At 71.7% G+C, this 26,054-nt stretch carries 27 protein-coding genes; 11 read left to right on the top strand and 16 right to left on the bottom strand.

Annotation, left to right across the window (positions count from 1 at the left end):
• Window positions 1–14: 14 nt before the first annotated feature.
• Window positions 15–665, top strand: coding sequence for a dihydrofolate reductase family protein (locus AC3RJ7_RS14615; RefSeq protein WP_491456576.1), 651 nt, complete (start codon window positions 15–17; stop codon window positions 663–665).
• 78 nt (window positions 666–743) lie between these two features.
• Here AC3RJ7_RS14615 and AC3RJ7_RS14610 read toward each other — a convergent pair whose 3' ends face one another.
• Window positions 744–1,874 carry a M24 family metallopeptidase gene (locus AC3RJ7_RS14610; protein WP_491456575.1) on the bottom strand — a complete coding sequence of 377 codons (1,131 nt, stop codon included), beginning with the start codon at window positions 1,872–1,874 and terminating at the stop codon, window positions 744–746.
• A gap of 127 nt (window positions 1,875–2,001) precedes the next feature.
• Here AC3RJ7_RS14610 and AC3RJ7_RS14605 point away from each other — a divergent pair, with 127 nt between their 5' ends.
• A complete protein-coding gene (locus AC3RJ7_RS14605; protein ID WP_491456574.1) occupies window positions 2,002–2,562 on the top strand; it encodes an acyl-CoA thioesterase in 561 nt (186 codons plus the stop codon).
• Window positions 2,563–2,621: 59 nt separating this feature from the next.
• On the opposite strand, the gene AC3RJ7_RS14600 is transcribed toward AC3RJ7_RS14605, so the two are convergent.
• A complete protein-coding gene (locus AC3RJ7_RS14600) occupies window positions 2,622–3,215 on the bottom strand; it encodes a TetR/AcrR family transcriptional regulator (protein ID WP_491456573.1) in 594 nt (197 codons plus the stop codon).
• Window positions 3,216–3,297: 82 nt separating this feature from the next.
• Between AC3RJ7_RS14600 and AC3RJ7_RS14595 the strand changes: the two genes are divergently transcribed.
• On the top strand, window positions 3,298–4,767 hold the full coding sequence (locus AC3RJ7_RS14595; RefSeq protein ID WP_491456572.1) for a DHA2 family efflux MFS transporter permease subunit: 1,470 nt from the start codon (window positions 3,298–3,300) through the stop codon (window positions 4,765–4,767).
• Between the two features lie 32 nt (window positions 4,768–4,799).
• Here the strand turns inward: AC3RJ7_RS14595 and AC3RJ7_RS14590 are convergent, their stop codons facing one another.
• Both AC3RJ7_RS14590 and AC3RJ7_RS14585 read right to left on the bottom strand, forming a co-directional pair.
• Window positions 4,800–5,900 (bottom strand): AI-2E family transporter, encoded by a 1,101-nt coding sequence (locus AC3RJ7_RS14590; RefSeq protein ID WP_491456571.1) that lies wholly within the window; start codon window positions 5,898–5,900, stop codon window positions 4,800–4,802.
• Between the two features lie 81 nt (window positions 5,901–5,981).
• On the bottom strand, window positions 5,982–6,488 hold the full coding sequence (locus AC3RJ7_RS14585; RefSeq protein ID WP_491456570.1) for an SRPBCC family protein: 507 nt from the start codon (window positions 6,486–6,488) through the stop codon (window positions 5,982–5,984).
• An 86-nt stretch (window positions 6,489–6,574) separates the two neighbouring features.
• On the opposite strand from AC3RJ7_RS14585, the gene AC3RJ7_RS14580 reads away from it, so the two are divergent.
• The 3 genes from AC3RJ7_RS14580 to AC3RJ7_RS14570 all read left to right on the top strand — a co-directional run bounded on the left by AC3RJ7_RS14580 (window position 6,575) and on the right by AC3RJ7_RS14570 (window position 7,914).
• Window positions 6,575–6,937 carry a hypothetical protein gene (locus AC3RJ7_RS14580; protein WP_491456569.1) on the top strand — a complete coding sequence of 121 codons (363 nt, stop codon included), beginning with the start codon at window positions 6,575–6,577 and terminating at the stop codon, window positions 6,935–6,937.
• Between the two features lie 168 nt (window positions 6,938–7,105).
• Window positions 7,106–7,465, top strand: a complete 360-nt coding sequence (locus AC3RJ7_RS14575) for a DoxX family protein (RefSeq protein WP_491456568.1) — start codon at window positions 7,106–7,108, stop codon at window positions 7,463–7,465.
• An 86-nt stretch (window positions 7,466–7,551) separates the two neighbouring features.
• A complete protein-coding gene (locus AC3RJ7_RS14570; protein ID WP_491456567.1) occupies window positions 7,552–7,914 on the top strand; it encodes a DoxX family protein in 363 nt (120 codons plus the stop codon).
• A gap of 37 nt (window positions 7,915–7,951) precedes the next feature.
• On the opposite strand, the gene AC3RJ7_RS14565 is transcribed toward AC3RJ7_RS14570, so the two are convergent.
• From AC3RJ7_RS14565 to AC3RJ7_RS14550, 4 genes are all read right to left on the bottom strand, one after another.
• Window positions 7,952–8,542, bottom strand: a complete 591-nt coding sequence (locus tag AC3RJ7_RS14565) for a TetR/AcrR family transcriptional regulator (RefSeq protein WP_491456566.1) — start codon at window positions 8,540–8,542, stop codon at window positions 7,952–7,954.
• Between the two features lie 54 nt (window positions 8,543–8,596).
• Entirely contained in the window at window positions 8,597–10,258 is a 1,662-nt protein-coding gene (locus tag AC3RJ7_RS14560) for a phytoene desaturase family protein (RefSeq protein WP_491456565.1), read from the bottom strand.
• A 108-nt stretch (window positions 10,259–10,366) separates the two neighbouring features.
• Window positions 10,367–11,149, bottom strand: coding sequence for an ABC transporter permease (locus AC3RJ7_RS14555; RefSeq protein WP_491456564.1), 783 nt, complete (start codon window positions 11,147–11,149; stop codon window positions 10,367–10,369).
• A 30-nt stretch (window positions 11,150–11,179) separates the two neighbouring features.
• On the bottom strand, window positions 11,180–12,172 hold the full coding sequence (locus tag AC3RJ7_RS14550) for an ATP-binding cassette domain-containing protein (protein ID WP_491456563.1): 993 nt from the start codon (window positions 12,170–12,172) through the stop codon (window positions 11,180–11,182).
• 60 nt (window positions 12,173–12,232) lie between these two features.
• Between AC3RJ7_RS14550 and AC3RJ7_RS14545 the strand changes: the two genes are divergently transcribed.
• Window positions 12,233–13,219, top strand: coding sequence for a helix-turn-helix transcriptional regulator (locus tag AC3RJ7_RS14545; RefSeq protein WP_491456562.1), 987 nt, complete (start codon window positions 12,233–12,235; stop codon window positions 13,217–13,219).
• Window positions 13,220–13,224: 5 nt separating this feature from the next.
• On the opposite strand, the gene AC3RJ7_RS14540 is transcribed toward AC3RJ7_RS14545, so the two are convergent.
• Together AC3RJ7_RS14540 and AC3RJ7_RS14535 are read right to left on the bottom strand one after the other, a co-directional pair.
• A complete protein-coding gene (locus tag AC3RJ7_RS14540; RefSeq protein ID WP_491456561.1) occupies window positions 13,225–13,617 on the bottom strand; it encodes an META domain-containing protein in 393 nt (130 codons plus the stop codon).
• Between the two features lie 103 nt (window positions 13,618–13,720).
• A complete protein-coding gene (locus AC3RJ7_RS14535; RefSeq protein ID WP_491456560.1) occupies window positions 13,721–14,341 on the bottom strand; it encodes a TetR/AcrR family transcriptional regulator in 621 nt (206 codons plus the stop codon).
• Window positions 14,342–14,422: 81 nt separating this feature from the next.
• On the opposite strand from AC3RJ7_RS14535, the gene AC3RJ7_RS14530 reads away from it, so the two are divergent.
• Window positions 14,423–15,217 (top strand): alpha/beta fold hydrolase, encoded by a 795-nt coding sequence (locus AC3RJ7_RS14530; protein ID WP_491456559.1) that lies wholly within the window; start codon window positions 14,423–14,425, stop codon window positions 15,215–15,217.
• A 10-nt stretch (window positions 15,218–15,227) separates the two neighbouring features.
• Here AC3RJ7_RS14530 and AC3RJ7_RS14525 read toward each other — a convergent pair whose 3' ends face one another.
• Both AC3RJ7_RS14525 and AC3RJ7_RS14520 read right to left on the bottom strand, forming a co-directional pair.
• Window positions 15,228–15,995: an META domain-containing protein gene (locus AC3RJ7_RS14525; protein ID WP_491456558.1), complete on the bottom strand. Its 768-nt coding sequence runs from the start codon at window positions 15,993–15,995 to the stop codon at window positions 15,228–15,230.
• A gap of 58 nt (window positions 15,996–16,053) precedes the next feature.
• The gene (locus tag AC3RJ7_RS14520; RefSeq protein WP_491456967.1) at window positions 16,054–17,007 is read right to left on the bottom strand and encodes a LysR family transcriptional regulator; all 954 of its coding nucleotides are present in this window, start codon (window positions 17,005–17,007) and stop codon (window positions 16,054–16,056) included.
• Between the two features lie 155 nt (window positions 17,008–17,162).
• Between AC3RJ7_RS14520 and AC3RJ7_RS14515 the strand changes: the two genes are divergently transcribed.
• Window positions 17,163–20,804: a proline dehydrogenase family protein gene (locus AC3RJ7_RS14515; RefSeq protein ID WP_491456557.1), complete on the top strand. Its 3,642-nt coding sequence runs from the start codon at window positions 17,163–17,165 to the stop codon at window positions 20,802–20,804.
• A gap of 151 nt (window positions 20,805–20,955) precedes the next feature.
• On the opposite strand, the gene AC3RJ7_RS14510 is transcribed toward AC3RJ7_RS14515, so the two are convergent.
• Entirely contained in the window at window positions 20,956–21,462 is a 507-nt protein-coding gene (locus AC3RJ7_RS14510) for an ATP-dependent zinc protease family protein (protein WP_491456556.1), read from the bottom strand.
• A gap of 18 nt (window positions 21,463–21,480) precedes the next feature.
• Between AC3RJ7_RS14510 and AC3RJ7_RS14505 the strand changes: the two genes are divergently transcribed.
• A complete protein-coding gene (locus AC3RJ7_RS14505) occupies window positions 21,481–22,674 on the top strand; it encodes a RimK family alpha-L-glutamate ligase (RefSeq protein ID WP_491456555.1) in 1,194 nt (397 codons plus the stop codon).
• 15 nt (window positions 22,675–22,689) lie between these two features.
• On the opposite strand, the gene AC3RJ7_RS14500 is transcribed toward AC3RJ7_RS14505, so the two are convergent.
• From AC3RJ7_RS14500 to AC3RJ7_RS14490, 3 genes are all read right to left on the bottom strand, one after another.
• Complete coding sequence (locus AC3RJ7_RS14500; protein ID WP_491456554.1) at window positions 22,690–23,064, bottom strand: GntR family transcriptional regulator; 375 nt, start codon at window positions 23,062–23,064, stop codon at window positions 22,690–22,692.
• A gap of 16 nt (window positions 23,065–23,080) precedes the next feature.
• Complete coding sequence (locus tag AC3RJ7_RS14495) at window positions 23,081–23,518, bottom strand: Lrp/AsnC family transcriptional regulator (RefSeq protein WP_244855900.1); 438 nt, start codon at window positions 23,516–23,518, stop codon at window positions 23,081–23,083.
• A gap of 80 nt (window positions 23,519–23,598) precedes the next feature.
• A complete protein-coding gene (locus tag AC3RJ7_RS14490; protein WP_491456553.1) occupies window positions 23,599–24,222 on the bottom strand; it encodes a TetR/AcrR family transcriptional regulator C-terminal domain-containing protein in 624 nt (207 codons plus the stop codon).
• A 137-nt stretch (window positions 24,223–24,359) separates the two neighbouring features.
• Here AC3RJ7_RS14490 and AC3RJ7_RS14485 point away from each other — a divergent pair, with 137 nt between their 5' ends.
• Entirely contained in the window at window positions 24,360–26,030 is a 1,671-nt protein-coding gene (locus tag AC3RJ7_RS14485) for an amidohydrolase (RefSeq protein ID WP_491456552.1), read from the top strand.
• Window positions 26,031–26,054: the final 24 nt, after the last annotated feature.

Raw genomic sequence — 26,054 nt, 5'->3', positions numbered from 1 at the left:
CCGGGAGCTGAGCCATGTCGCACGTGTTCCTCGAGATGACGATGACGCTCGACGGGTTCACCGCCGCCCACGGGGTGAGCCTCGAGCACCCGCTCGGCATCGACGGCGAACGCGTGCACGAGTGGATCCGCAACTCGGTGTTCGACGGCACGGTGCCCCGCGACAGCGACGCCGTGGTCGACACCGCGCCGCAGCGCGTCGATCGCGAGGCGGCCGAGCGCCTGTTCGAGTCGACCGGGGCGTTCGTGCTCGGTCGTCGCACGTTCGATGTCGGCGAATCGGCCTGGGGCGATGCGCCCGTGTTCGAGGGCCGGCCGTGCTTCGTCGTCACGAGCCGTGAGCGCGCGCCGATCGAGCGCGGGGGCTCGCGCTTCGAGTTCGTCACGGGCGGCATCGCCGAGGCGATCGAGCGCGCAAGCGCGGCGGCGAGCGCCGCCGCGGTGTGCGTCATGGGCGGTGCCGAGGTCGCCCGTCAGGCGCTCGCCGCGGGCCTCGTGGACGAGGCGCGGCTGCATCTCGTGCCCGTGCTGCTCGGGGGAGGTTCGCGGCTCTTCCCCGACTCGGCGGCGCACCGCGTCGAACTCGAGACGCTGAGCGTCGCGCAGGGCGCCGAGGCCACGCACCTGCGCTATCGCGTGCTGCGCTCGCGCTCGTCGGTCGAGTAGCGAGCGCCAGCGAGCGTATCGAGACCACGATGCCGGTGGTCTCGATACGGCGCTGCGCGCCTACTCGACCGACCGACCTCACACGACGATCAGCTCGACCGGCGAGGTGTTCATGAGCACCGCCCCGTCGTCGCCGACGACCACGATGTCCTCGATGCGCACCCCGAACCGGCCGGGCAGGTAAACGCCGGGCTCGATCGAGAACGCCATGCCGGGTTCGAGCTGAAGGGTGTTGCCCGCGACGATGTAGGGGTGCTCGTGCACCTCGAGCCCGATGCCGTGCCCGGTGCGCGTGATGAAGTACTCGCCGTAGCCGGCCTGCTCGAGCACCTCGCGCGCGGCGCGGTCGATCGACTCGGCGGTCGCGCCGGGGCGCACCGCGGCGACCGCCGCGCGCTGCGCCGTACGTACGAGCTCGTGCACCTTCGCGAACTCGGGGTCGGGCTCGCCGCCCGCGACGAGGTACGTGCGGGTGCTGTCGGAGTTGTACCCGGCCGGGTTCGGGCCGCCGATGTCGACGACCACCGGGTCGCCGGCCTGGATGACGCGGTCGGAGGCCTCGTGGTGGGGCGAGGCGCCGTTCGGCCCCGAGGCGACGATGACGAAGTCGGCTGTGCGGTGCCCCTCTTCGACGAGCGCCTCGGCGATGTCGGCGGCGACCTCGTTCTCGGTGCGGCCGGCGCGCAGCCACTCGCCGATGCGCAGGTGCACGCGATCGATCGCGGCGCCGACCGAGGCGAGCTCGTCGATCTCGGCGGGCTGCTTGCGCATGCGCAGCTCGGCGATGAGCTCGCCCGCCGGCTGCAGACGGAGCTCGGGCCGGGCCTGCTGCAGGCGGAACGCGTGCAGGTACGGCAGGTGGTCGTCGACGGCCGCGCTGGCGAGGACGCCGACGCCGAGCTCGTCGAGGAGTGCCGCGTACGGGTCCTCGCCGTCGAGCCAGGTGACGAAGCGGATGCCCGCCGCCTCCGCCGTGCTGCCCTCCCAGCCGCCGCGCTCGAGCGCGGGCAGGATCATGACCGCGTCGCCGGGGGAGGCCGACGGCACCGCGAGCAGCGTGAGTCGCTCGTGCGAGGCCACCGAATGGCCGACGAGGTAGGCGAGATCGGGCCCGGGCGCGACGAGCACGGCGTCGATCCCGGCGTCGCGCGCCGCCTCGGCGAGCCGGCTCAGGCGGTCGGTGATGGTGGCGGAGGCGGCGGTCGACATGCCTCGGAGTCTACGGCGGGCCCGACTGCCCGTTCGCCACAAGATCGGCGCGAGGCATCCCGCCGGTCGTTGTCAGGATCGACGGATTATCGGGATCCACTGCGATCTCCGCATAAGGTCGTGGATCATGCACATGTTCTTCCGCACGATGCTGCATTTCGCGTTCGCCCGGTTCCGGTCGCGGCTCGGTCACGGCGACGTCGCGCGCACGAACTTCATCACGCTGCCGACCGACCTCGACATCCTCAACCACATGAACAACGGGGTCTACTTCTCGATCATGGATGTCGCGCGGTTCGAGATGCTCGTGCGCAACGGCGTGTGGCAGCTCATGAAGGAGCGCGGCTGGTACCCGGTCGTCGCGAGCGAGACGATCACGTTCCGCAAGTCGCTCAACCCGTGGGACCGCTTCACGATCGAGTCGCGCATCGTCGGGCACGACGACAAGGCCGTCTACATGGAGCAGCGTTTCGTGCGGCCCGACGCGAACGGCGCCCCCGAGATCTATGCGACGGGCTACATCCGGGCGCGGTTCCTGCGCAAGGCCGGCGGTACGGTGCCGATGGCCGAGCTCGTCGAGGCGTTCGGCGTCGACGGCTTCGAGGGCATCCCCGAGTGGATGGAGCGCTGGGGCGACGATGTGGCGCTGCCCGCGACGCGTGCCGCGGCGCCCTCGGTCTGGGAGTGAGCGCGACGGGCCGCCCGAGGTCGCTCGAGTAGGCGCGAGGCGCCGTATGGAGGCCCGCCTCAGCCCGCCTTGCTGAGCCCTTCGAGCACCAGGCCGAGCTTGTCGCCGAACGTGCAGGCGAACAGCTCGTCGACGTGGTCGTCGTCGTGGATGCCCTCCGTGAGGTTCGAGGCGATGAGCGTGTTGATGAGCATGCCCTGCGCCATGAAGCGCATGGCCTCCTCGGCGTCCATCACGCTGCGCATGCGGTCGTAGATGCCCATGAAGCCGGCTCGCGCGACGGGCCCGATCGCCGGGTCCCGGCCCAGGATGAACCCCTGCATGAGCGAGAGCAGGATGCCGCGGTCGGTCTGCACGAGGTCGACGTACGCCGCACCGATGCGGGGCCCGACCGGATGGTCCGACGACTCGTCGGCGATCGCCGCATCGATCGCCTCGTCGATGCGCGCGCACGCCCGCTCGACGACGTCGATGAACAGCTGCTCCTTCGTGCCGAAGAGGCGCACGACGTAGGGCTGGCTGATGCCGGCGGCCTTCGCCACGCGGTCGGTCGTCGCCCCGGCGTAGCCCTGCTCGCCGAAGACCCGGGTGGCGGCCTCGAGGATCTGTTCGCGCCGCTCCGTTGCGGGAATGCGATCCGTGGTGGAACTCATGCTTGACATGTTATCAGTCGATTACTACATTTGCTCCCGTATTGGTTATCAGTCGATTACCACCACCTCGAAGGAGCTTCCGATGTCCACCACCGCACGCCGCATCCCGGTGTGGCTCGCGATCGTCGCGGCATCCCTGCCGATGTTCATGGCGACGCTCGACAACCTCGTCATCACGAACGCACTGCCCGCGATGGCCGTCGACCTCGGCGCCTCGATCGAGGAGCTGCAGTGGTTCGTCAACGCCTTCACGCTCGCGTTCGCGACGTTCATCCTCGCCGCCGCCGCGCTCGGCGACCGCATCGGCCGGCGCACCGTCTTCGTGGTCGCGATCGCGATCTTCACCGGCGCGAGCGTGCTCGTCGCGCTCAGCACCGAGCCGTGGCAGGTCATCGCGAGCCGCGCCGTGCAGGGCTTCGGCGCGGCCGGCATCATGCCGCTCTCGCTCACCCTCCTCGCGGGCAGCGTGCCCAAGCGACTGCGGCCGATGGCGATCGGCATCTGGGGCGGCGTCGCCGGCCTCGGCGTCGCGCTCGGCCCGCTCATCGGCGGCGCCGTCATCGAGGGGTGGAACTGGCAGGCGATCTTCTGGCTCAACGTCCCCGTCGGGCTCGTCGCCATCCCGCTCGCGCTCGCCGTGCTGCCCAACACCCTCGGTGCGAAGGCGCGCATCGACCTCGTCGGGGTCGCGCTCGCCGGCCTCGGTGTGCTGGGCGTCGTCTTCGGCATCGTGCGGGGCAACGACGCCGGATGGGACAGCGGCGAGGTGATCGGTTCGCTCGTCGCGGGCGCGGCGCTGCTGGCTTCGTTCATCTGGTGGGAGACGCGGGCGAGTGCGCCGCTGCTGCCGCTGCGCCTGTTCCGCGACCGCAGCTTCACCGCCGCGAACCTCGTCGGCTTCTGGTTCAGCTTCGGCATGTTCGGGTCGGTGTTCGTGCTCATCCAGTTCCTGCAGGTCGTGCAGGGCGCGTCGCCGCTCGAGGCGGGCGTGCAGACGATGCCGTGGACGCTCGCGCCCATGTTCATCGCCCCGATCGCCGGCGCGATCGCGCCCCGCGTCGGCACGCGCAACCTCATGGTGGCCGGCCTCGCACTGCAGGCGGCGGCGCTCACCTGGATCGCGCTCGTGCTCGACCCCGGCGTCGCCTACAGCGCCCTGATCGCACCGTTCCTCATGGCGGGCGTCGGCATGTCGCTCGTCTTCGCGCCCATGTCGACGGCGGTGCTCGCCCACATGCCCGAAGACGACCACGCCAAGGCGTCGGGCACGAACTCCACGCTGCGCGAGGTCGGCGTCGCGCTCGGCGTCGCGGTGCTGACCGCGGTCTTCACCGGCGCGGGCGGCGAGCTCACCCCGACCGGCTTCACGGATGCCGCGGTGCCGGCCGTGCTCGTCGGTGCCGCGGGCCTCGTGGTCGCCCTCGTCGCGGCGCTCTTCCTGCCCGCGGGGCGCGGCACCGGCGAGCACGCGTCGACGGCCGAGGGCGCCTCGGCCGAGGCATCCGCTCCCGTCGACGGGCCCGCGGTCGAGCGCGAGCCCGCCGCCGTGTAGCGCCGGGACGTGCGGTGCGCGGGCGGCGAACGCTAGCTGTGCGCCTGCTTCGGGATCACGATCTCGCGGATGATGAGCAGGATGCCCGCGGAGATCGGGATCGCGACGAGCGCGCCGAGCAGGCCCAGCAGCGTGCCGCCCGCGAGCGCGGAGATGAGCACGATCGTGCCGGGCACCTGCACGGCCTTGCCCATGACCTTCGGCGTCAGCACGTACGCCTCGACCTGCATGTAGACGAGCATCGCGATGAGCACGATTAGGCCGGCCACGGGCGAGACGAAGAGCGCGACGATCGTCATGATCACGGTCGTGATGACCGTACCGATGAGCGGGATCAGCGTGATGAAGAAGGCGAGCACACCGATGAAGAGCGCGTACCGCACGCCCACGAGCGAGAGCAGGATCGTCGAGAACACCGAGTTGAAGAACGCGAGCACGACCATGCCGCTGAGGTACTTGCCGACCGAGAGCATGATGCGCTCGGCGAGGCTCTCGACGCGGGCGCGGTGGCTCGCGGCGACGAGCGTGTAGCAGGCGCGCTTGGTGGTGTCGAGCGTCGCGATGAAGTAGATCGAGAGCACGACGACGAAGACGCTCGTCGAGATGCCGTCGAGCAGGGCGGCTCCGAACGCCAGCGCGCCGCCGCCGATCGCGGCCCACGTGTCGGGGTCGGTGAGCACTCCGCCGATCCACTCGACGATCGACGACAGCACCCCGTTCGTCGACTCGTCGTACCGCTCGAACCACCCGGAGTCGACCAGGTGGTGGATCTCCGTCGGCATCGTCTTGATGAAGACCGCCGCCTGGTTGACGACCGGCGGCACGACGAGCCACACGATGCCGATCACGACCGCGACGAAGATGAGGATCACGGTCACGATCGCGGCGCCCCGAGGCATCCCGCGTCGTTGGAACCAGCGGATGAGCGGATCGAGCCCGAGCGCGACGAATGCGGCGACGAACACGGAGAGCACGACGCCCTGCAGGGCGATGAGCGCCGATGCGAGCATGAGGGCGAGCAGCACCCCGAGCGTGACGATGAACCCCCAGCGGAGGGGATGGTTCACGAAGAGCCCGTCGCGCGTCGTCGGGTGGCGGTCGCGTCGCCGCCGGAGGCGTTCTGCCGTGTTCACGCGCGCCAGTCTAGGGTCGGGCGGCCTTCCGACGCCGGATGCCGCGGGCGAGGCATCCGCTCGCCGAAGCGGCCCGACGGGTCAGCCCTTGGCCGCGTCGGGGACCTTGAGCGCCTTGTAGTGCGGTGAGAACTGGGGGTAGTAGGTCTCCCAGGCGGGCAGCGTCGCCCCTGAGCGCGATGCGATGAGACGGTCGAGGTAGAAGTCCCAGCCGGGGCCGATGCTCGCGGCGTCGGCGCCGTCCTTCACACGCTGACCGAGCGTGAGCGTGGTCATGCCGCCGCCCTCGACGAGGTGGCAGAACACGCGCACTCCACTCGGGCCCGACCCGGAGTCGGCCGTGAACCGATGCGGCGCATCGCACTCGAGGATGCTGACGTTCATCCACTCGGCGCCCTCTTCGCTCATCTGGAAGCGCACACCGCCCGTCGACGGGCTGCCGGTGTACGTGCCGATCCACCCCTTCATGGCATTGGGGTTCGTGAGGCTGTACCAGACGTCTTCGATCGGCGCATGGAACAGCCGGTCGAACTGCAGGTAGAGGCCGTCGGCCTTCAGCACGTAGTGGCCGGTCGGTTTCGCGGTCATCGTCGCCCCCAGTCGCGTCATGAAGCCTGAAGTTTCACTCAATTCAGGCTAAGCCCGCGCGTGCGCGAAGCACTAGAGTCGGAGCCATGAGTTCGAAGGGGCGCGTGGCGCACGAAGAAGCGTTGGACCTCACCGAGGGCAAGTCGGGGCTGTGGGGCTGGCTCGTCGGCCTCATCGTGCTCGCGCTCGTCGCGGTGCCGCTGTCGGCGGCGTTCGCGTTCGCGACGAACCCGCGCACGCAGCAGCTGTTCGCCGGGCGCCTCGAAGAGGTGGGCGCCGGGGCCTACCAGACGTTCTGGTGGATCGTCACGCTCTTCCTCGTCGCGCTGCCGATCCTCGCGGGCTACGTCGTCGCGAAGCTGTCGGCCAAGTCGCTCGCGATCGCGGGCGGCATCATCGCCCTGTTCGTGATCGCGATCATCGTGCTCGGACAGATGTTCGTCTTCTGAGTTCCAGACCACTCCTGAAGCAGGCGGCGTCGTGCTCGACGCCGCCTGCTTCGTTCTCCGGTACGCACACCGAGGTGCGTGACGCACGGTGAAGTGCGTGGCGGTCGTCGGTTAGAGTCACCGACCGTGCGTTACGCACGCACGGTAACCGACCGACTGGAGAAGCACTTGATCATCGCGCTGTGGATCGTCACCGGCCTGCTCGCCGTCATGTTCGTCATGGCCGGAAGCATGAAGGCCCTGAAGTCGCGCGAGGCCGTCCTCGTGAACATGCCCTGGGTCGAGGAGGTGAGTGCCGGACAGTTGAAGACGATCGGCATCCTCGAGGTGCTCGGCGGCATCGGGCTCGTGCTGCCCGCCGCGACGGGCATCCTGCCCTGGCTGACGCCGACGGCCGCGTTCGCGCTCGCCATCACGATGGGCGTCGCCGTCGCCCTGCACGTCAAGCGCAGGGAGTCGTTCGTGCCGAGCCTCGTGCTGGGTCTCGTCTCGCTGGCCGTCGGCATCGCGTGGGTCGTGCTCGCCTGAGCGGTCGCGCCGGCGGAGCCGGCGACCCCGGCTCGGCATCTGCGAGGTCTTGACGAGAAATCCATACCATACGGTATGGTATGGACATGGATGTCGCGCTTCCCTATCCGGTCTGGCCCGTGGTGCTCCTCGCCGTCATCTGCTTCGGCGACGGCCTGCTCTGCCTGAAGCCCGTCGCGTTCATCGCGAAGTGCTTCGAAGACGTGGGCTTCCCGCGGAAGTGGTGGTGGGTCATGCCGCCGATCAAGTTCGCTGCGGCTGCCGGGCTCGTCGCCGGCATCTGGATCCCGTACCTCGCCGCCTTCACGTGCGCCGCGCTCATCGTCTACTTCGTCGTCGCGATCGGCATGCACATCCGTGCGCGCGACTTCGGGCGCAACCTCTTCGTCAACGCGACGGGCATGCTCGTGATCTGCCTCGCGACCGGGCTCTTCTGCTTCGTGCTCTGAACGCGGGGAACTGCCCGGGGATCGCCGGGGAGCGGCCTCAGCCGGCGGTGCCGGCCCCGCCTTCGCCGGCGTCGGCCGCCACCGGGGCGATCTCGAGCAGCAGCTCGTAGACCGCCCGGAGCTGCTCGCGGTCGATCGGCGGTACCGTCGCCGCGGCGCCGATCGAGACCAGGTACGGCACGAGCGCGGCCGTGCGGGCGTCGGCGTCGGACGACGTCGCCGGTCGCCACACCGCCTGCAGTGCATCGATGACGCGGGCGTCGATGCGCGCCTGAGTGGCGCGGGCGTCGTCGTCGGAGTGCGCCCACGCCCGCACGGCCGCGTCGAGTTCGGTGGGGCGGATCGACGGTTCGCCCGAGATCGCCAGCTCGCCGAGCCAGGCGAGGGTGGCCCGCGTGCCTTGATCGCCCCGCGCCGCGATTCCCGCGTCGATCGCGTCGATCGTGCGTTGCTCGTAGTACGCGAGCAAGGCGTCCTTGTAGGCGCCGGCGCCCGCGAAGTGATGGTGGAACGAGCCCTTCGTCACGCCGAGCCGAGCCGCCAGCCGGTCGATCCGCAGGCCGGCCGCGCCTTCGCCGGCGAGCACGTCGAGTCCTTCGTCGAGCCAGCGCTCCCGTGTGATGGCCATGCCCTCACCATACCGGGAGGTATGGTCGGCGGCGCTCCGGCCGGCAACGGCGCCTCAGCCCGTGAGCTCCTCGAGCACCGCCATCGCCGCGTTGTGCCCGCCGATGCCGCTCACCGCGCCGCCGCGTACGGCACCCGATCCGCACAGGAGCACGCGGGGATGCCGCGTGGCGACGCCCCATCGCCGGGCCGGCGTGGTGAGCGTCGCGTGGTCGTCGGCCCAGGGCCACGACAGCGGACCGTGGAAGATGTTGCCGCCCGGCATACGGAGCGACTCCTCGAGGTCGAGCGTCGTCTTCGTCTCGATGCACGGGCGGCCCGAGGCATCCCTCGCGATGAGGCCCTCGACGGGTTCGGCGAGTACCGAGTCGAGCGAGTCGAGCACCGCCCGCTGCAGGCGCTCGCGCAGTTCGTCGTTGCCGTGACGCTCGAGCAGCCGGTGCGGCACGTGCAGGCCGAACACGGTGAGCGTGTGCAGGCCGGCGACCGCGAGCTCGGGGGCGAGGATCGACGGGTCGCTCAGCGTGTGGCAGTACACCTCGCACGGCAGCGGCGAGGGGATGCCGCCGCGCGACGCCGTCGAGAACGCCGCATCGAGCTGCGTGCCGAGCTCGTTGATGTGGAACGTGCCCGCGAACGCCTGCTCGGGCGCGACCTCGGCGTCGCGGAGGCGGGGCAGTCGCTCGAGCAGCAGGTTGACCTTGACCTGGGCGCCCTCGGGTGCGTGCAGGGCGCGCAGGCGAGCGGCGACGACGGGCGGCACGCCTCCCGGGCGGGCGTTCGCCGCGGCATCCGCGTCGATGAGCTCGTCGAGCACGGCGGGCGCGACGTTCGCGAGCACGGTGTGCCCGGCCGCGACGCGCTCGCCGTCGGCGGTGCGGTAGCGCACTCGTCCGGCGGGGTCGACGCCGAGTACCTCGGCGCCGGTCAGCAGGCGCGCACCGGCCTCGCGGGCCGCCCGTTCGAGCTCGCCGCTCACCGCGCCCATGCCGCCGACCGGTACGTCCCAGTCGCCCGTGCCGCCGCCGATCACGTGGTATAGGAAGCAGCGGTTCGCGTCGAGCGACGGGTCGTCGAGCGCGGTGAACGTGCCGATCAGGCCGTCGGTCGCCACCACGCCCCGGACGAGGTCGCTCGTGAAGGTCGCGTCGATCGTCTCGCCGAGCGGGCGTTCGACGAACGCCTGCCAGATCGCGTCGTCGTCGACGAGCGCGCGAGCCTCGGCGCGGGTCGGCAGCGGCTCGGTCAGGGTGGGGAACAGGCGCTCGGCCAGGCGTGCGGTCTGCGCGCCGAACGCGCGCCACGCCTCGGCGTCGTCCGGTGCGTCGATCCGCCCGAACGCGTCGGCGGATGCCTCGGGGCCCGCGTCGCGGTCGACGAGCAGGCCCCGCGCGGGGTCGGCCGGGTCGGGCGTGTACGACGAGAAGCGCCGGCGCACGAGCTCGACGTCGAGGCCGAGGTCGTCGATGATGCGCTGCGGCAGCAGGCTCACGAGGTACGAGTAGCGGCTGAGCCGGGCGTCGACGCCCTCGAACGCCTGGGCCGAGATCGCCGCGCCGCCGAGGTGGTCGTCGCGCTCGAGCAGCAGCACGTCGAGGCCGGCTCGGGCGAGGTAGGCCGCGGCGGTCAGCCCGTTGTGGCCGCCGCCGACGATCACGACGTCGTGCGCGGAGGGCTCGACGGCGGCGGGCTCGGGTGCGGTTCGGGGGAGCGGCATCCTCCGAGCGTAGGCGCCCTGCCGCCGAACGCGTGTCGCGGACGGCAATGCCGGTTCCGCCTCACGATGAGGCGGAACCGGCGTCGCGGTTTCAGGCGCTGAGCCCGCTCAGCGGGCGCGGCGCATCGCGCGCACGCCGACGACGACGCCGATCGCGCACGTGACGACGGCGGCGATCGCACCGCCGACGACGGCCGGGGCGCCGAAGTCGCCCGCGAGCAGCGCCCGCTCGGCGCCGACGAGGTAGCTCAGCGGGTTCACGGCGGCGGCGACCTTCATCCAGCCGGGGCCGTCGTCGAGCGGCAGCAGCATGCCCGAGAGGATCATGAGCGGGAACAGCAGGGTCTGGTGCACCATCCAGAACATCCAGTCGCGGTTGCGGCAGGCGAGCGCGAGCGAGTAGCTCAGCGCGCCGAACCCGATGCCGAACACCGCGAGCACGACGAGGCCGACGACGAGCCCTGCGACGTTCACGGTGAACCCGAACGGCACGGCGACGAGCACGACGATCGTGCCCTGGATGACGAGCGGCACGACTTCCTTGAGGGCGCGGCCCACGAGCAGCGCGCTCCGCGAGAGCGGGGCGACGAGGGTGCGCTCGTGCGATCCCGTCTGCATCTCGAAGAGCAGGTTCGCGCCCGTCGACGCGGTGCCGAACAGGGCGACCATGACGAGGATGCCGGGCACGAACCACTGCAGCGTGCCGGCGACGTCGCCGCCCGCGGCGCCGATGAGCAGCGGGCCGAACAGTCCGAGGAAGACGAGCGGCTGCACGAGCGAGAACACGACGCTGAACGGGTCGCGGATGAGCGGCTTCGACTCGCGCACGAAGACGGCGGCGGTGTCGCGGACGAATCCGGTGGGGCGGGCGGTGGGAGCGATGGCGGTCATGATGGTGGGTCCTTCCAGGTGATCGTGAGGTCAGGCGAGGGCGGGCTCGGGCGCGTCGGCCTCGGCATGCGCGGCCTCCTCGCGGAGGCTGCGCCCGGTGAGGGCCAGGAAGACGTCGTCGAGCGTCGGCTGCCGGTGGGTGGCGGCGACGACCTCGAGTCCCGCGTCCGCCAGGTCGCGGATGTACCGCGGGAGCGCCCGATCGCCGCCCGGTGCCGTGACCGCGACGACTCGGGGGTCGGCCGGGTCGAGGTCGCCCCGGAGGCGAGCGGCGGCGGCCGAGGCATCCGACGCGGTGTCGAACGCGAGCGTCACGCGGTCGCCCGCCAGCGAGTCCTTGAGCGCTCGGGCGGTGTCGTCGGCGATGACCGAGCCGTGGTCCATGACCATGACGCGCTCGGCCAGCTGGTCGGCCTCGTCGAGATAGTGGGTCGTGAGGAAGATCGTCGTGCCCGTCTCGCGGCGCAGGTCGACGATGTGCTGCCACAGGTTCGCGCGGCTGTGCGGGTCGAGGCCCGTCGACGGCTCGTCGAGGAAGAGGAGTCCGGGGCGGTGGATCAGTCCGAGCGCGATGTCGAGCCGGCGCTTCTGCCCGCCCGACAGCTGCTGCACGGTTCGGTTCGCGACCTGCCCGAGCTCGAGCGACTCGATGAGCTCGGCAGCCCGGGCGCGCGTCTCGCGCCGCCCGAGCCCGTAGAAGGCGCCCTGCGCGTGCAGCTCGTCGCGCACGCGCTGGGTGTGCCCGCCCGAGCTGCCCTGGCCGACGTAGCCGATACGCCGGCGGACGCCCGCGGCGTCGGTGCGGATGTCGCAGCCGGCGACCGTCGCCTCGCCGCTCGTCGCGGGCAGCAGGGTCGTGAGCATGCGGAGGGTCGTCGACTTGCCGGCGCCGTTCGGGCCGAGGAACGCGACGAGCTCGCCCTCGCCGACGGCGAGGTCGAGCGAGCGGACGGCCTCGACCGTCTGCCCCTTGGAGCGGAAGGTCTTCGTGAGGCCCTGAGCGGTGATCATCTGGTTCGTCATACCGCCAGCTTCTCCAGCAATCCGGTCACTTTCCGTCCGGATGAGCGAGAGAATCGGAATATGGCCGCCACCACGTCGAGAACCCTCGAACTGCTCTCCCTGCTGCAGAGCCACCGGCACTGGTCGGCGCGCGAACTCGTCGACCGGCTCGGCGTGAGCGAGCGCACCCTGCGCCGCGACGTCGAGCGCCTCCGCGAGCTCGGCTACGGCATCGAGTCGTTGCGCGGCAGCGCGGGCGGCTACCGGCTCGAGGCGGGCACCGGCCTTCCGCCGCTCCTCCTCACCGACGACGAGGGCGTCGCGATCGCGCTCGGCCTGCGCTCGCAGGCGACCGCCGGGCTGCGCGGCGCCGAGCACACGACGCTCTCGGCGCTCGCCAAGATCGAACAGGTGCTGCCACCCGCGCTTCGCCGCCGCATCGAGGCGCTGCAGTCGCACACCGCGGTCGGCGGCGCCGGCGGCTGGAGCCGAGCGGGCCGGCCGTCACCGGAAGTCGACGCCGAACTGCTCGGACTGCTCGCGCTCGGCTGCCGCGACAGCGAGCGGCTGAGATTCAGGTACACGGATGCCTCGGGCGCGGGGTCCGCTCGCAGCATCGAGCCGTACCGGCTCGTGCCCCTCGCCCGGCGCTGGTACCTGCTCGCCTGGGATCGGGATCGCGAGGACTGGCGCACCTTCCGGCTCGACCGCATCAGCGATGTCTTCCCGACCCGGGTGCGGTTCGAGCCACGGGAGCTCACCGAGCAGGAGGCGCGCGAGCGCGTCGAGCGGGCCGTGCGCTATCGGCGTCGCGTGCTCTCGGCTCGCGTCGTCGTCGACCTGCCGCGCGACGAGCTCGTGGAGCACCTCGGCTGGTACGGGCGCGAGGTCGAGGCGATCGATGCGACGCACTGCGCCTGGCCGCTCGAGGCCGAGGCGGTCGAGTTGCTCGCGTCGGCGCTCCTGTGGCTGCCGGCCGGTGCGCGATACCGCGTCGAGGGGTCTCCCGAGCTGGCGGGCTTCCTCGAAGCGCAGTCGGCTCGGTTCGCCGCGGCAGCTGCCGCCTGAGCGGCTCAGTCGGTTCGCTCGAGGGTCCCGATCTCGTAGCCGTCCTGGCCGAGCACGGTCATCGTGTCGTCGCCGACCGTCGCCTCGTCGAGGCCGGCGAGCCAGGTGTCGACGCCCTCGCACGCCATCTCCGTGGTGACCACGTCCTCGAAGTGGACGTGGTCGGCCTCGTCGACCGTCCATGTGCCGCTCAGCCGGTTGCACCCGTCGGTGCCGCTGAAGTCGCCGCCCTCGTCCAAGGTGAGCGACGGGGCGCTCGTGTCGGCCGTGTCGCCCCACGTTCCGGACGGGTCGATCGAGCCGCCCCGAACCGACCCCTCCTCGCCGAGGCATCCCGTCAGGAGGAGCAGCACGACCGCTGCGCCCGAACCGAGCGCGACCCTCCGCATGATGGTCATGCCGGTCAGGGTAGTCTGCGGCCGCGTCGGCCGCCACGGCCCGAATCGGTCCCAGGTGCGTCGCGCCTGCCCGCGGTGGCCGCCGGGCTGCTCGAGTCGGTGGTCAGCCGGCAGCGGGGCCGTAGGCGGCGAAGAACACGTCGAGGGCGCTGTCGACCTGCGTCTCGATCTCGGACGGCGTCGGCGCCGCCTCGTCGCCGAGGAGCATCGCGCGGTTCACCGGTTCGCCCATGACGAGCCAGTTGAGCTGGCCGGCGGCACGCTCGGGGTCGTCGACACGCAGCCTCCCGGCGTCGCGCAGCGCGGCGATCAGCACGGCGAGCTTGACGATCGCGCGCTTCGGGCCCTGCTCGTAGAGCGCCGCCGCGAGCTCGGGCGATCGCGTCGACTCGCCGATAACGAGGCGGCGGAGGCTCAGCACCCTCGGGGCCATGACGGCGGTGAGCTGCGCGATGAGGAGCTCGCGCAGCACCGGGCGCGGGTCGGCGCCGGGGTCGATCACGGGCGGCGAGGGCACCGCGCGCCGCGTCGCGACGGTCGTGGCGGTGACGAGCTCGAGGAACAGCGCGCGCTTGCTGCCGAAGTGGCTGTAGAGCGTCTGCTTCGCGACCCCGCATTCCTTCGCGATGGAGTCCATCGTCACCGACTCGTACCCGGTCGACAGGAACTGCCGCTCCGCGGCGAGCAGTGCGGCTTCGCGCTTCTGCCGTGAACTCGGGCGCATCGCAAGACCTCCTTGCAACATCATACCGACGAGTCTATATTCAAAATCAGACTCGACAGTCTAATAATCGAGGAGGGCGACATGTCCAGCACGACGAAAGCCACCGAGACCATCGAGACCCGGGCGGGCGACCGGGTCGTGTTCGACCGGTGCGGCGAGCCCGGTGCACCCGCGGCCGTGTTCATCCAGGGCGCGGGTCCGACGCGCGCCGACGACCCCGTGACCGCGGCGACGGCGGCGCTGCTCGCCGAACAGGGGTTCCAAGGGCTCGTGCACGACCGCGTCGGTCGCGGCGACTCGCCGGCAGCGGGGCCGATCCCGCTCGAGCGCGAACTCGACGCGGTCGAGGCCGTCGCCGACGCGGCCGGCGGACCCGTCGTGCTCGTCGGCCACTCGTCGGGTTGCGCGATCGCGATGCTCGCCGCGAATCGGGTCGAGCGGCTCGCGGGCCTCGTGCTGTGGGAGGCGCCGCTCGGGCAGTTCACCGAGGGCGCCCCTGCGTGGTGGGCCGGCGTCGAGCGGCACGTCGCTGCGGGTGAGCTCGAGGAGGCGGTCGCCGCCTACATGGTCGACATGCCGCCCGAGTGGCTCGACGAGCTGCGCCGCTCGCCCGACTATCCGCAGCTCGTGCTGAGCTGGATCCCAGACGGGACCGCGCTCGCCGCCGTCGAGTCCGATGGTCCCGGCGCCTCGATCGGGCACCTCGACCTTCCGGTGCTCACCGTCGTCGGCACCGAGACGTTCCCCGGCATGGCCGAGGCGGCCGACGGAATCGCGGCCGCCGCGGTCGACGGTCGCAGCGAGACGGTCGCCGGCGCCTGGCACAGCTGGGACCCGGAGTCGATGGCTGCGCGACTCGGGCGGATGCTCGGTTGAGCCGGCCCGCCTACGCCGTGCGGGGCAGCGTCGCCAGGACCGCGTCGTGGTCGTCGTAGACGGTGAGCGTGTCGCCGTCGACCGTGGCCGAGTCGAGGCCCGCGAGCGACGTGTCGACGCCCTCGCACGCCATCATCGTCGACGCCATCCGGTCGAACTCGATTCCGCCGTCGTCCTCCGCCTCCCAGCGGCCGGTGAGCGAGTTGCACCCGTCGCTGCCGGTCACGGTGCCGTCGGCGGCGATCACGAGGAACGCCTGCTGCGGGCCCTCGGTGCCCCACGTGCCGACGAACGCGCTCGCGGCGCCCGTCGCGGCCGGACTGCTGCCGGCTCCGGCGACCGTCGGTTCGTCGGAGGTGCGCTCGAGCACCCCGATCTCGACGTCGTCGTCGCCGAGCACGGTCATCGTGTCGCCGTCGATCGTCGCCTCGTCGAGGGCCGACAGCCAGGTGTCGACGCCCTCGCACGCCATCATCGTCGAGGCGACGTCGTCGAACTCGATGCGTCCCCCGCCCTGGTCCTCCCAGCGGCCGTTGAGCAGGTTGCAGCCGTCGGTGCCGGTCAGCGTGCCGTCGGCCGCGAGCGAGAGCGACGGCGCCGAGGCGTCGGCGGCATCGCCCCACGTGCCCACGGCGATCGCGGCTGCGTCGCCCGTCGGCGGCGAGTCGTCCGATCCGCCCGGACTCGCGCAGCCGGCGGCGAAGGCGATCGTCGCAACGGCGATGACCGCGGTGAGGAGGGATCGGCGGGCGTGGTTCCGGAGCGTCGTCGGTTCCATGCGATGAGCGTAGCCCTCGGCCCCGTGGCGTCGGCGAAGGACGCGGGCGGTCGCCGGATCAGTCGGCGGCGGGCGTGGCGGTCGCCCGGGCGGCGCGGGCGAGCGCGTCGCGGCAGGCGACGACGGCGGGGCGGGCGGCTGCGGCCTGCCGGGTCGAGGTGAAGACCTCGCGCTCGGGATGCCCCGGCAGGTCGAGGAGGCGGACGCTCGGCGCCTCGCCCGCCCAGACGAGGTCGGGCAGGAGGCCGACGGCGTTGCCCGAGCGGATGAGGCGGATGTGCGCCATGAGGTCGGCGGTCTCGAACCGCACGTCGGGCTCGAACCCCGCGTCGCGGCAGAGCTGCTCGGCCCACTCGCGAGAGGCGGTGCCCGCGGGCTCGAGCACCCAGGGCATGGATGCCGCGTTTCGGAGCCCGTTAGCAGCCGTGGTCTCGATGCGCTCGCCGGTGCCCGGTCCTCGACCGACGGACGTCGAGGGGTGCGGCGGCAGGGCGAGCCGGATCGTGTCGGCGGCGAGGTGCACGCGGTCGAGCTCGGCACGGTGCGAGCGCGTGTGGCCGGGGTACTGCTCGGCGATGACGAGGTCGAAGTCGCGCGCGGCGACCTCGAAGAGGCCGACATCGGGCTCGCGCTCGGTGATCTCGACGCGCAGCGCGGGGTGCTCGGCGCGCAGCAGCGTGAGCGCCTGCGGCACGACCGCGTGCGCGGCCGACTGGAACACCGCGATGCGCACGGTGCCGCCGACCGACGTGAGCGAGCGGGCGACGTCCGACTCGGCCTCCTCGAGCCGGTCGAGGATCGCCCGCGCGTGCTCGACGAGCACGAGCGCCTGCGGCGTGAGCTGCACGCGCCGGCCGACCTGGACGAGCAGGGGAACGCCCGCCTCGCGCTCGAGCTGGCTGAGCTGCTGCGACACCGACGACGGGCTGTACGAGAGGGCCTCCGCGACCGCGGCGAGGGTGCCGCGCTGGCTCAGTTCGACCAGCAGGCGCAGTCGTCGCACATCGAGCACGGACTCCTCCGAGGCATCCATCGATCATTCGGTTTCTCCGAACAGTATGCATCGGAATCATTCGCTGTACCTGAAGGATGCCTCGGCGCACACTGGAACCGACAGGCGCGCGAACCCCCGGCGTGCCCGAAGCAAAGGACACTACCCTCGTGACCATGTCGAACGCCGCCACTGACGCACGGCCGAACACCGATCACGTCGTCGCCCTCGTGCGGCGCTGGCTCGAAGAGAGCGCGAACCACCCCGTCGACCCCGCCGCCGAGCGACTCGCCGGCGTGCTGAAGGACCCCAACGGGCTCGCGTTCACCGTCGGCTTCGTCGACGGCGTCATGCGCCCCGAAGACCTCGGCGTCGCCGGCCGAAACCTCGCCCAGGTCGCGAAGCTCACCCCGAAGTTCCTGCCCTGGTACCTCAAGGCGGCGATCCGCGTCGGCGGCGTCGTCGCGCCCGTGCTGCCGTGGGTCGTGATCCCGATCGCGCGTCGCGTGCTGCGCGCGATGGTCGGCCACCTCGTGCTCGACGCCACCCCCGCCAAGCTCGGCCCGGCGATCGCGAAGCTGCGCGAGACGGGCAACCGCCTGAACCTCAACCTCCTCGGCGAGGCCGTGCTGGGTGAGGACGAGGCCGACCGCCGCCTGAAGGGCACCTACGAGTTCCTCGCCCGCGACGACGTCGACTACGTGTCGATCAAGGTGTCGTCGGTCGTCAGCCAGCTCTCGATGTGGTCGTTCGACGAAGCCGTCGCGAAGGTCGTCGCCAAGCTCACGCCGCTCTACGAGCTCGCCGCCGCCGGAAGCGCCAAGGGCAAGGCCAAGTTCATCAACCTCGACATGGAGGAGTACCGCGACCTCGACCTCACGATCGCGGTCTTCACGGCGCTCCTCGACCAGCCGCAGCTGCGCGGCCTCGAGGCCGGCATCGTGCTGCAGACCTACCTGCCCGACGCGCTCGGCGCGATGCAGGAGCTCACCGCGTGGGCGCAGGCCCGTCGCGCCGAGGGCGGCGCCCCCATCAAGGTGCGCATCGTCAAGGGCGCGAACCTCGCGATGGAGCACGTCGACGCCGCGGTGCACGACTGGCCGCTCGCCACGTACTCGTCGAAGCAGGACTCCGACACCAACTACAAGCGCGTGCTCGACTGGTCGATGACGCCCGAGCGCGCCGACGCCGTGAAGCTCGGCGTCGCCGGCCACAACCTCTTCGACGTCGCCCACGCGTGGCTCACCGCGCGCGAGCGCGGCGTCGAGAGCCGGGTCGAGTTCGAGATGCTGCTCGGCATGGCGACCGGCCAGGCCGAGGCCGTGCGCGGCGACGTCGGCAACCTGCTGCTCTACACGCCCGTCGTGAACCCCTCCGAGTTCGACGTCGCGATCGCGTACCTGATCCGCCGCCTCGAGGAGAACGCGAGCCAGGAGAACTTCATGTCGGCCGTGTTCGAGCTCGGCGCCGACCAGCGCCTGTTCGAGCGCGAGCGCGAGCGGTACCAGCGCTCGCTCGACGCGCTCGAGGCGTCGAAGGCGGATGGCTCGGCGCCGGCGCCCAACCGCACCCAGAACCGCCGCACCGAGTGGGAGGGCGACGCCCTCGCCACCGCGATGGCCGCCTCCGAGGCGCCCGCCCCCGGCAGCGAGCACGAGGGCTCGCTCACGAGCGTCGTCCTCGGCATCACGCGCGGCTCGGCCGGCGACGAGCTCGTCGCGCCCGAGGCATCCGCGACCGACGCGACCGACCTCACCGGCCCGGGCGTCACGCCCGGCTTCCGCAACGAGCCCGACACCGACCCCGCCCTCGCCGCGAACCGCGAGTGGGGCCGCCGCATCCTCGCCCGGGTGCCCGACACGAAGCTCGGCCTCGACGCCATCGCGGCCGCCCGCGTCGATGACGAGGCGACCCTCGAGCGCCTCATCGCGACCGTCGCCGAGCGCGGCAAGGCGTGGGGCGAACTGCCCGGCGCCGAGCGCGCCGCGGTGCTGCACCGCGCGGGCCTCGCGCTCGCCGCGAACCGCGACCGCCTCATCGAGATCATGGCGGCCGAGGCCGGCAAGACGATCGCCGAGGCCGACCCCGAGATCAGCGAGGCGATCGACTTCGCGCACTACTACGCCGAGCGCGCCCGCGAGCTCGACCACGTGCAGGGCGCGACCTTCGTGCCGTCGAAGCTGACGGTCGTCACGCCGCCGTGGAACTTCCCCGTCGCGATCCCCGCGGGCGGTGTGCTCGCCGCGCTCGCCGCGGGCTCGGGCGTCATCATCAAGCCCGCGAAGCTCGCGCAGCGCTCGGGCGCCGTCATGGTCGAGGCGCTGTGGGAGGCGGGCATTCCCAAGGACCTGCTCGCCCTCGTCGACATCGGCGAGCGCGAGCTCGGCAAGCAGCTCGTCTCGCACCCGACGGTCGACCGCGTCATCCTCACCGGTGCGTACGAGACGGCGCAGCTGTTCCGCTCGTTCCGCGAAGACCTGCCGCTGCTCGCCGAGACGAGCGGCAAGAACGCGATCATCGTCACCCCGTCGGCCGACCTCGACCTCGCGGCCTCCGACGTCGTGAAGAGCGCGTTCGGCCACGCCGGCCAGAAGTGCTCGGCCGCGTCGCTCGTCATCCTCGTCGGCTCGGTCGCGAAGTCCGAGCGGTTCCGCCGCCAGCTCGTCGACGCGGCGACCTCGCTGCGGGTCGGCTACCCGGCCGACGCGCAGAGCCAGATGGGCCCGATCATCGAGCCCGCGAACGGCAAGCTGCTCAACGCGCTGACCGAGCTCGGCATCGGCGAGGAGTGGCTCGTCGAGCCCAAGCAGCTCGACGACACCGGCAAGCTGTGGTCGCCCGGCGTGAAGGCGGGCGTCGCGCCCGGCTCGTACTTCCACCTCACCGAGTTCTTCGGGCCGGTGCTCGGCATCATGCACGCGAAGGACCTCGACGAGGCGATCCGCTTCCAGAACGCGGTCGACTACGGCCTCACCGCCGGCCTGCACTCGCTCGACTCGGAGGAGCTCGCCACGTGGCTCGACCGCGTCGAGGCGGGCAACCTCTACGTCAATCGCGGCATCACCGGCGCGATCGTGCAGCGCCAGCCCTTCGGCGGCTGGAAGAAGTCGGCCGTCGGCGCCGGCGCCAAGGCCGGCGGCCCGAACTACCTGTTCGGTCTCGGCGACTGGATGCCCGAGCACGGCGACGCCTCGAAGTCGCTGCACCTGCGCGGCCTCGAGCGCCGCGTGACCGAGCTCATCGAGGCGGCGCAGTCGGCCCTCGACTACGACTCGTTCGAGGTGCTGCGCCGTTCGGCCCTCTCAGACGAGGTCGCGTGGACCGAGGAGTACGGCACCACCCGCGATGTCTCGGGCCTCGGCGTCGAGCGCAACGTGTTCCGCTACCGGCCGCTGCCCGTCGCCGTGCGCATCAGTGAGCAGGCGACCCTCGCCGAGGGGCTGCGCGTCATCGCGGCCGGCCTGCTCGCGAAGGCGCCGATCACGGTGTCGAGCGGCCTCGAACTGCCCAAGAGCGTTCGCACCGTGCTCTCCGCCCGCGAGGTCCGGGTCGTCCGCGAGGGCGACGCCGCCTGGCTCGAGCGGGTGCGCACCAACCGGGCGATGGCGCTCGCCGGGGCGAGCCGCGTGCGGCTCGTCGGCGGGGATGCCTCGGCGCTCGCGTCGGCGCTCGGCGGTTCGCCCGACGTGGCCGTGTGGTCGCACCCCGTGACCCCGTCGGGTCGCGTCGAGCTGCTGCCGTTCCTCCACGAGCAGGCGATCTCGATCACGAACCACCGCTTCGGCAACCCGACGACCCTCTCCGACGGGGTCATCTGAGCCCTGCTCGGTCGGTCGAGTAGGCCGCGACGGAGTCATCTGAGCCCTGCTCGGTCGGTCGAGTAGGCCGCGACGGAGGAGCGTCCGTATCGAGACCACCGTTTGCGTGGTCTCGATACGCGCTCCGCGCCACTCGACCGACGAGTCGGGCTCAGCGCCCGCGGTTGCGGCGGCGGATGCCTCGGGGCGCGCGCCCGCCGACGAACGACTGGGCCGAGTCGACGACGAAGCCCTGGCGGAGCGCCTCGCGGCCGATGAGCATGCGGAAGCCCATCTCGTCGCGGTTCGTGAGCGTGACCTCGGCGGTGACGGTGCGGCCCTGCAGCACGACGTCCATCAGCACGACGATGCGCTCCTCGGTGTGCCCCGACGAGCTGCGCACCTGACGGCGGTCGTGCACCGGCAGTTCGACCACGACCGCGTCGTCCTCGCTCTCCTGCCACGGGTGCACGCCGAAGCGGACGCGTCCGAGCGGCGCCTCGCCCGAGGCATCCTGATCGCCCGGCAGCTCCTCGAGGTCGAACGCGTGCAGCGACGAACTGCGCGCGCCGGTGTCGAGTTTCGCCTTGATCCACGGCACCCCGAGTGCCGGCAACGAAACCCATTCGCGCCATCCCGCGATGGTGCTTGAATGGGAGATCTCAGTCACATCGTCCATCTTGGCAGGGCACCACGCATGAAACTCGCGATCCTCTCGCGCGCGCCGCAGGCGTACTCGACCCAGCGTCTGCGCGCGGCCGCGCAGCAGCGCGGGCACCAGGTGAAGGTGCTCAACACGCTGCGCTTCGCGATCGACCTCGCGGGGCCCGAGCCCGACCTGCAGTTCCGCGGCCGGCAGCTGAGCGACTACGACGCGATCCTGCCGCGCATCGGCAACTCGATCACGTACTTCGGCACGGCCGTGGTGCGCCAGTTCGAGCAGATGGACGTCTACACGCCGAACACGGCGAACGGCATCTCGAACGCCCGCGACAAGCTGCGTGCGAACCAGATCCTCTCGCGGCACAACATCGCGCTGCCGCCGACGGCGTTCGTGCGCAATCGCGCCGACGTGCGGCCGGCGATCGAGCGGGTCGGCGGCGCCCCGGTCGTCATCAAGCTGCTCGAGGGCACGCAGGGCATCGGCGTCATCCTCGCCCCGCAGGTCAAGGTCGCCGAGGCGATCATCGAGACGCTGCACTCGACGAAGCAGAACGTGCTGATCCAGAAGTTCATCGCCGAGAGCCGGGGCCGCGACATCCGCGCCCTCGTCGTCGGCGACCGCGTCGTCGCGGCGATGCGGCGCGTCGCGCACGGCGACGAGTTCCGCTCGAACGTGCACCGCGGCGGCACCGTCGAACCCGTCGAGCTCACGCCCGAGTACGAGCAGGCGGCGGTGCGGTCGGCCCAGATCATGGGCCTCAAGGTCGCGGGCGTCGACATGCTCGAGGGCGACGAGGGCCCGCTCGTGATGGAGGTCAACTCGTCGCCGGGCCTGCAGGGCATCGAGACGGCGACGAACCTCGACATCGCGGGCGCGATCATCGACTACATCGCGAACCAGGTCGCCTTCCCCGAGATCGACGTGCGCCAGCGGCTGACCGTCTCGACGGGTTACGGCGTCGCCGAGCTGCTCGTGCACGGCGCCGCCGACCTCGTCGGCAAGACGCTCGGCGAATCGGGCCTGTGGGAGCGCGACATCACGGTGCTCACGCTGCACCGCGGCACGACCGTCATCCCGAACCCGCGAAAGGGCGTCGTGCTCGAGGCCGACGACCGGCTGCTCTGCTTCGGCAAGCTGGAGGAGATGCGCTCGATGATCCCCGAGCGGCGTCGCCGCCGGGCGAAGGTGCGCAAGCTGCCGAAGCAGCCGCTGCCGCCGCAGGAGTAGCGCGCAGGAGGAGGCTCAGCCGGCGTCGAGCGCGGTGCGCACGATTTTCAGGGCGGGGGATGCCGCGACGCCGAGTCGCTTCGCGAGCGCCGCGTAGTCGGCAGCGGCCGCCTGCAAGGCCCGCTCGGCCGGGTCGCCGTGCTCGGCGACGAAGGTGCCGTTGCGCCCGCGCCCCTCGATGACCCCGTCGGCCTCGAGCGCCTTGTACGCCTTCGCGACGGTGTTCACCGCGAGGCCGAGCTCTTCGGCGAGGGCGCGGACGGTCGGCAGTTTCGTGCCGGGCGCCGCCCGGCCGGTGCGCACCGCGTCGACGACGGCCGCGTGCAGTTGCTCGTAGGGCGGCAGCGGGGAAGCCTGGCCGATCGAGAGGCCGAGGCCCGAGGCATCCATGTCGGTGGTCGCGCCGTCAGTCGCGATTGCGGTTGACGAGGCGCGAGAGCACGATCGCGCTGCGGGTGTGGTCGACGTTGGGGGCGATGCGCACGCGCTCGAGCGCGTCCTCGAGCGAGGCGATGTCGCGCGCGCGGATCTGCACGATCGCGTCGGCCGAACCCGTCACGGTGCCGGCGTAGACGACCTCGGGCACGTCCTGAAGGATCCGCTTGAGCTCGTCGGGGGCGACGGTGCCCCGGCAGAAGAGCTCGACGTAGGCCTCGGTCGACATGCCGTCGACGGCGGGGTCGACCTGGATCGTGAACGACCTGATGACGCCGTCGGCGACGAGCCGGTCGACGCGGCGCTTCACCGCCGAGGCGCTGAGCCCGACCGACGAGCCGATGTCGCCGTAGCCCGCCCGGGAGTTCTGCCGCAGCAGGTCGAGGATCGCGCGATCGAGGTTGTCCATGGTGGGAGTGTACGCGGATTCTTTGCGCGACGGCACCCGCTCGCGCCGAAATCGTGCAGGGTGGACGAGGCCGACCCTGGCTACTCGACCGAGGCGAGGGCCGCTGCTCGACGCGTGCGCAGTCCGTCGAGGAGGGCGGCGATGCCGACCTCGAAGGCCGCGATCGCGCTCGTGGTCTGCTCGTACTCGGGTGCGAGGGCGGCGTGCACCATCTCGAGTTCGGCGGGGACCGAGGCCTGGTCGAGCATGTCGCTCGGCGCGACGATGTCGAGCGCCGAGCCGAGCACGTGGGCCTCGACCGTGCGCATCACCGCGACGGCGTCGTGGAGCGGCCAGCCGGCGCGGATGAGGGCGCCGATGACGACGTCGTAGATCTCGAACGTCGACACGTCGCGGATCGGCGTGGTCGCGAGCACCCGGATGAGGTTGGGATGCGCGGCGAACACCGCGAGGTACGAGCGGGCCCAGGCTTCGAGCGCGATGTCCCACGGGTGCTGGGCGAAGGCCGAGGTGTCGATATCGCGTACGATGCGCGCGCGGACGAGTTCGATGAGCTCGTCGCGGCTGCCGATGTGGTTGTAGAGGGACGAGACCTGCCGGTGCACGCGGCCGGCGAGCGTGCGCATCGTGAGCGCGTCGCTGCCCTGTTCGTCGACGATCTCGAGCGCGACGCGCACGAGCTGCTCGCGATTCACCGTCGACATCTTGCGCCCCGCCTCTTCCGTCCGCCCTGCGGAGAGTGTAACCTCTCACCACTCGATACGAACAGTGTTCGTATGAACAGCGTTCGTATCGTGTCCGCGCGCGCGGACGACTGCAACTCACGGAAAGCAACGGTGCATTGACCTCGACCCACTTCTTCGGCGGAACCATCTGGCGGGGGGCCGGCACGGCCACGTCGCGCTCGCTCCTCGTGCAGGGCGGCGTGATCGTCGCACTCGACGACGATGCGGATGCCGCGGCGGAAGCCCTCGCCGCGACGTCGCCCGCCGAGCTCGAGCGGGTCGATCTCGACGGCGGCTTCCTCATGCCGTCGTTCGGCGACGGCCATGCGCACCCGCTATTCGGCGGCCTCGAGGCCGAGGGGCCCGCGGTGCGCGACTGTCGCTCCGTCGAGGCGGTCGTCGCCGCCGTGGCCGAGTACGCCGATGCGCACCCCGACGCCGAGTGGATCTTCGGCGCCTCGTACGACCCGGCCCTCGTCGAGGAGGGCCTGTTCGACGCGCGGTGGCTCGACGAGGCGGTCTCCGACCGCCCCGTCGTGCTGCGCGCCTACGACTACCACACGATCTGGGTCAACTCGAAGGCGCTCGAGCTCGCGGGCATCGACGCCGCGACGCCCGAGCCCGAGCTCGGCGAGATCACCCGCCGCGCCGACGGCAGCCCGCTCGGCACGCTGCGGGAGTGGGGCGCCGTGGACCTCGTGCTCGACGTCGCTCCTCTCCGGCCGGCCGACGAGCGCCGCCGCGCCCTGCAGCGCGCGGGGGAGTACTACCTCGCCCGCGGCGTCACCTGGGTGCAGGACGCGTGGGTCGAGCCCGGCGACGTCGACAGCTACCTCGACGCGGCCGAGCACGACCTGCTGCCCGTGCGCTTCAACCTCGCGCTCTACGCCGACCCGCGCCGCTTCGCGGTGCAGCTGCCGCGCATGCTCGACTCGCGCCGCCGCGTCGAGGCGCTCGGCTCGCCGCTGCTCACCGCGAACACGGTCAAGTTCTTCGCCGACGGCGTCATCGAGTCGGAGACGGGCGCGCTGCTCGAGCCCTACTGCTCGGCACTCCACAAGCACGGCATGTCGGTCTGGCAGGGCCGCGACCTCGACGACGCCGTGCGCGCCGTCGACGCCGCCGGTTTCCAGGTGCACATCCACGCCATCGGCGATGCCGCGGTGCGGCAGGCGCTCGACGCCGTCGAGCGCGCGATCGACGCGAACGGTCCGCGCGACCGTCGCCCCGTCATCGCCCACGCCCAGCTCGTCGACGACGCCGACCTCGCCCGCTTCGCGGAGCTCGGCGTCATCGCCTGCATGCAGCCTCTCTGGGCCCAGCTCGACCCGCTGATGACCGTGCTCACGGTTCCGCGCCTCGGCCGGGAGCGCGCCGACCGGCAGTATCGGATGCACTCGATCGACGAGTCGGGCGCGGTGCTCTCGTTCGGCTCCGACTGGCCCGTGAGCTCGGGCGCGCCGCTCGACGGGCTCGCGATCGCCGCCTCGCGGACGACCGCCGACGGCGTGCCCGCCGGCGGCTGGACGCCCGACGAGATCCTCCCCATCGCGCGCGCCCTCGACTCGTACTCGGCCTCGGTCGCCTACCAGGCGTTCGGGGATGCCTCGGCGGCCGACGCCCGCCACGAGGCATCCGCATTCTGGGGCCGCATCGAACCCGGTGCGAGCGCCGACCTCGTCCTGTTCGCGCGCGATCCGCGCGAACTCGAACCGGGCGGACTGCCCGCCCTCCCCATCCGCGCCACCTATCTCGCAGGAAGCCCCCGATACCGCGCCGCAACGTAGCGACGCCCACGAAAGGATCCCCCA

This window comes from Agromyces solani, from assembly GCF_058349925.1.
Note: the sequence above shows the minus strand (reverse complement) of the source record. Positions and strands in the feature narration are given on the sequence as shown.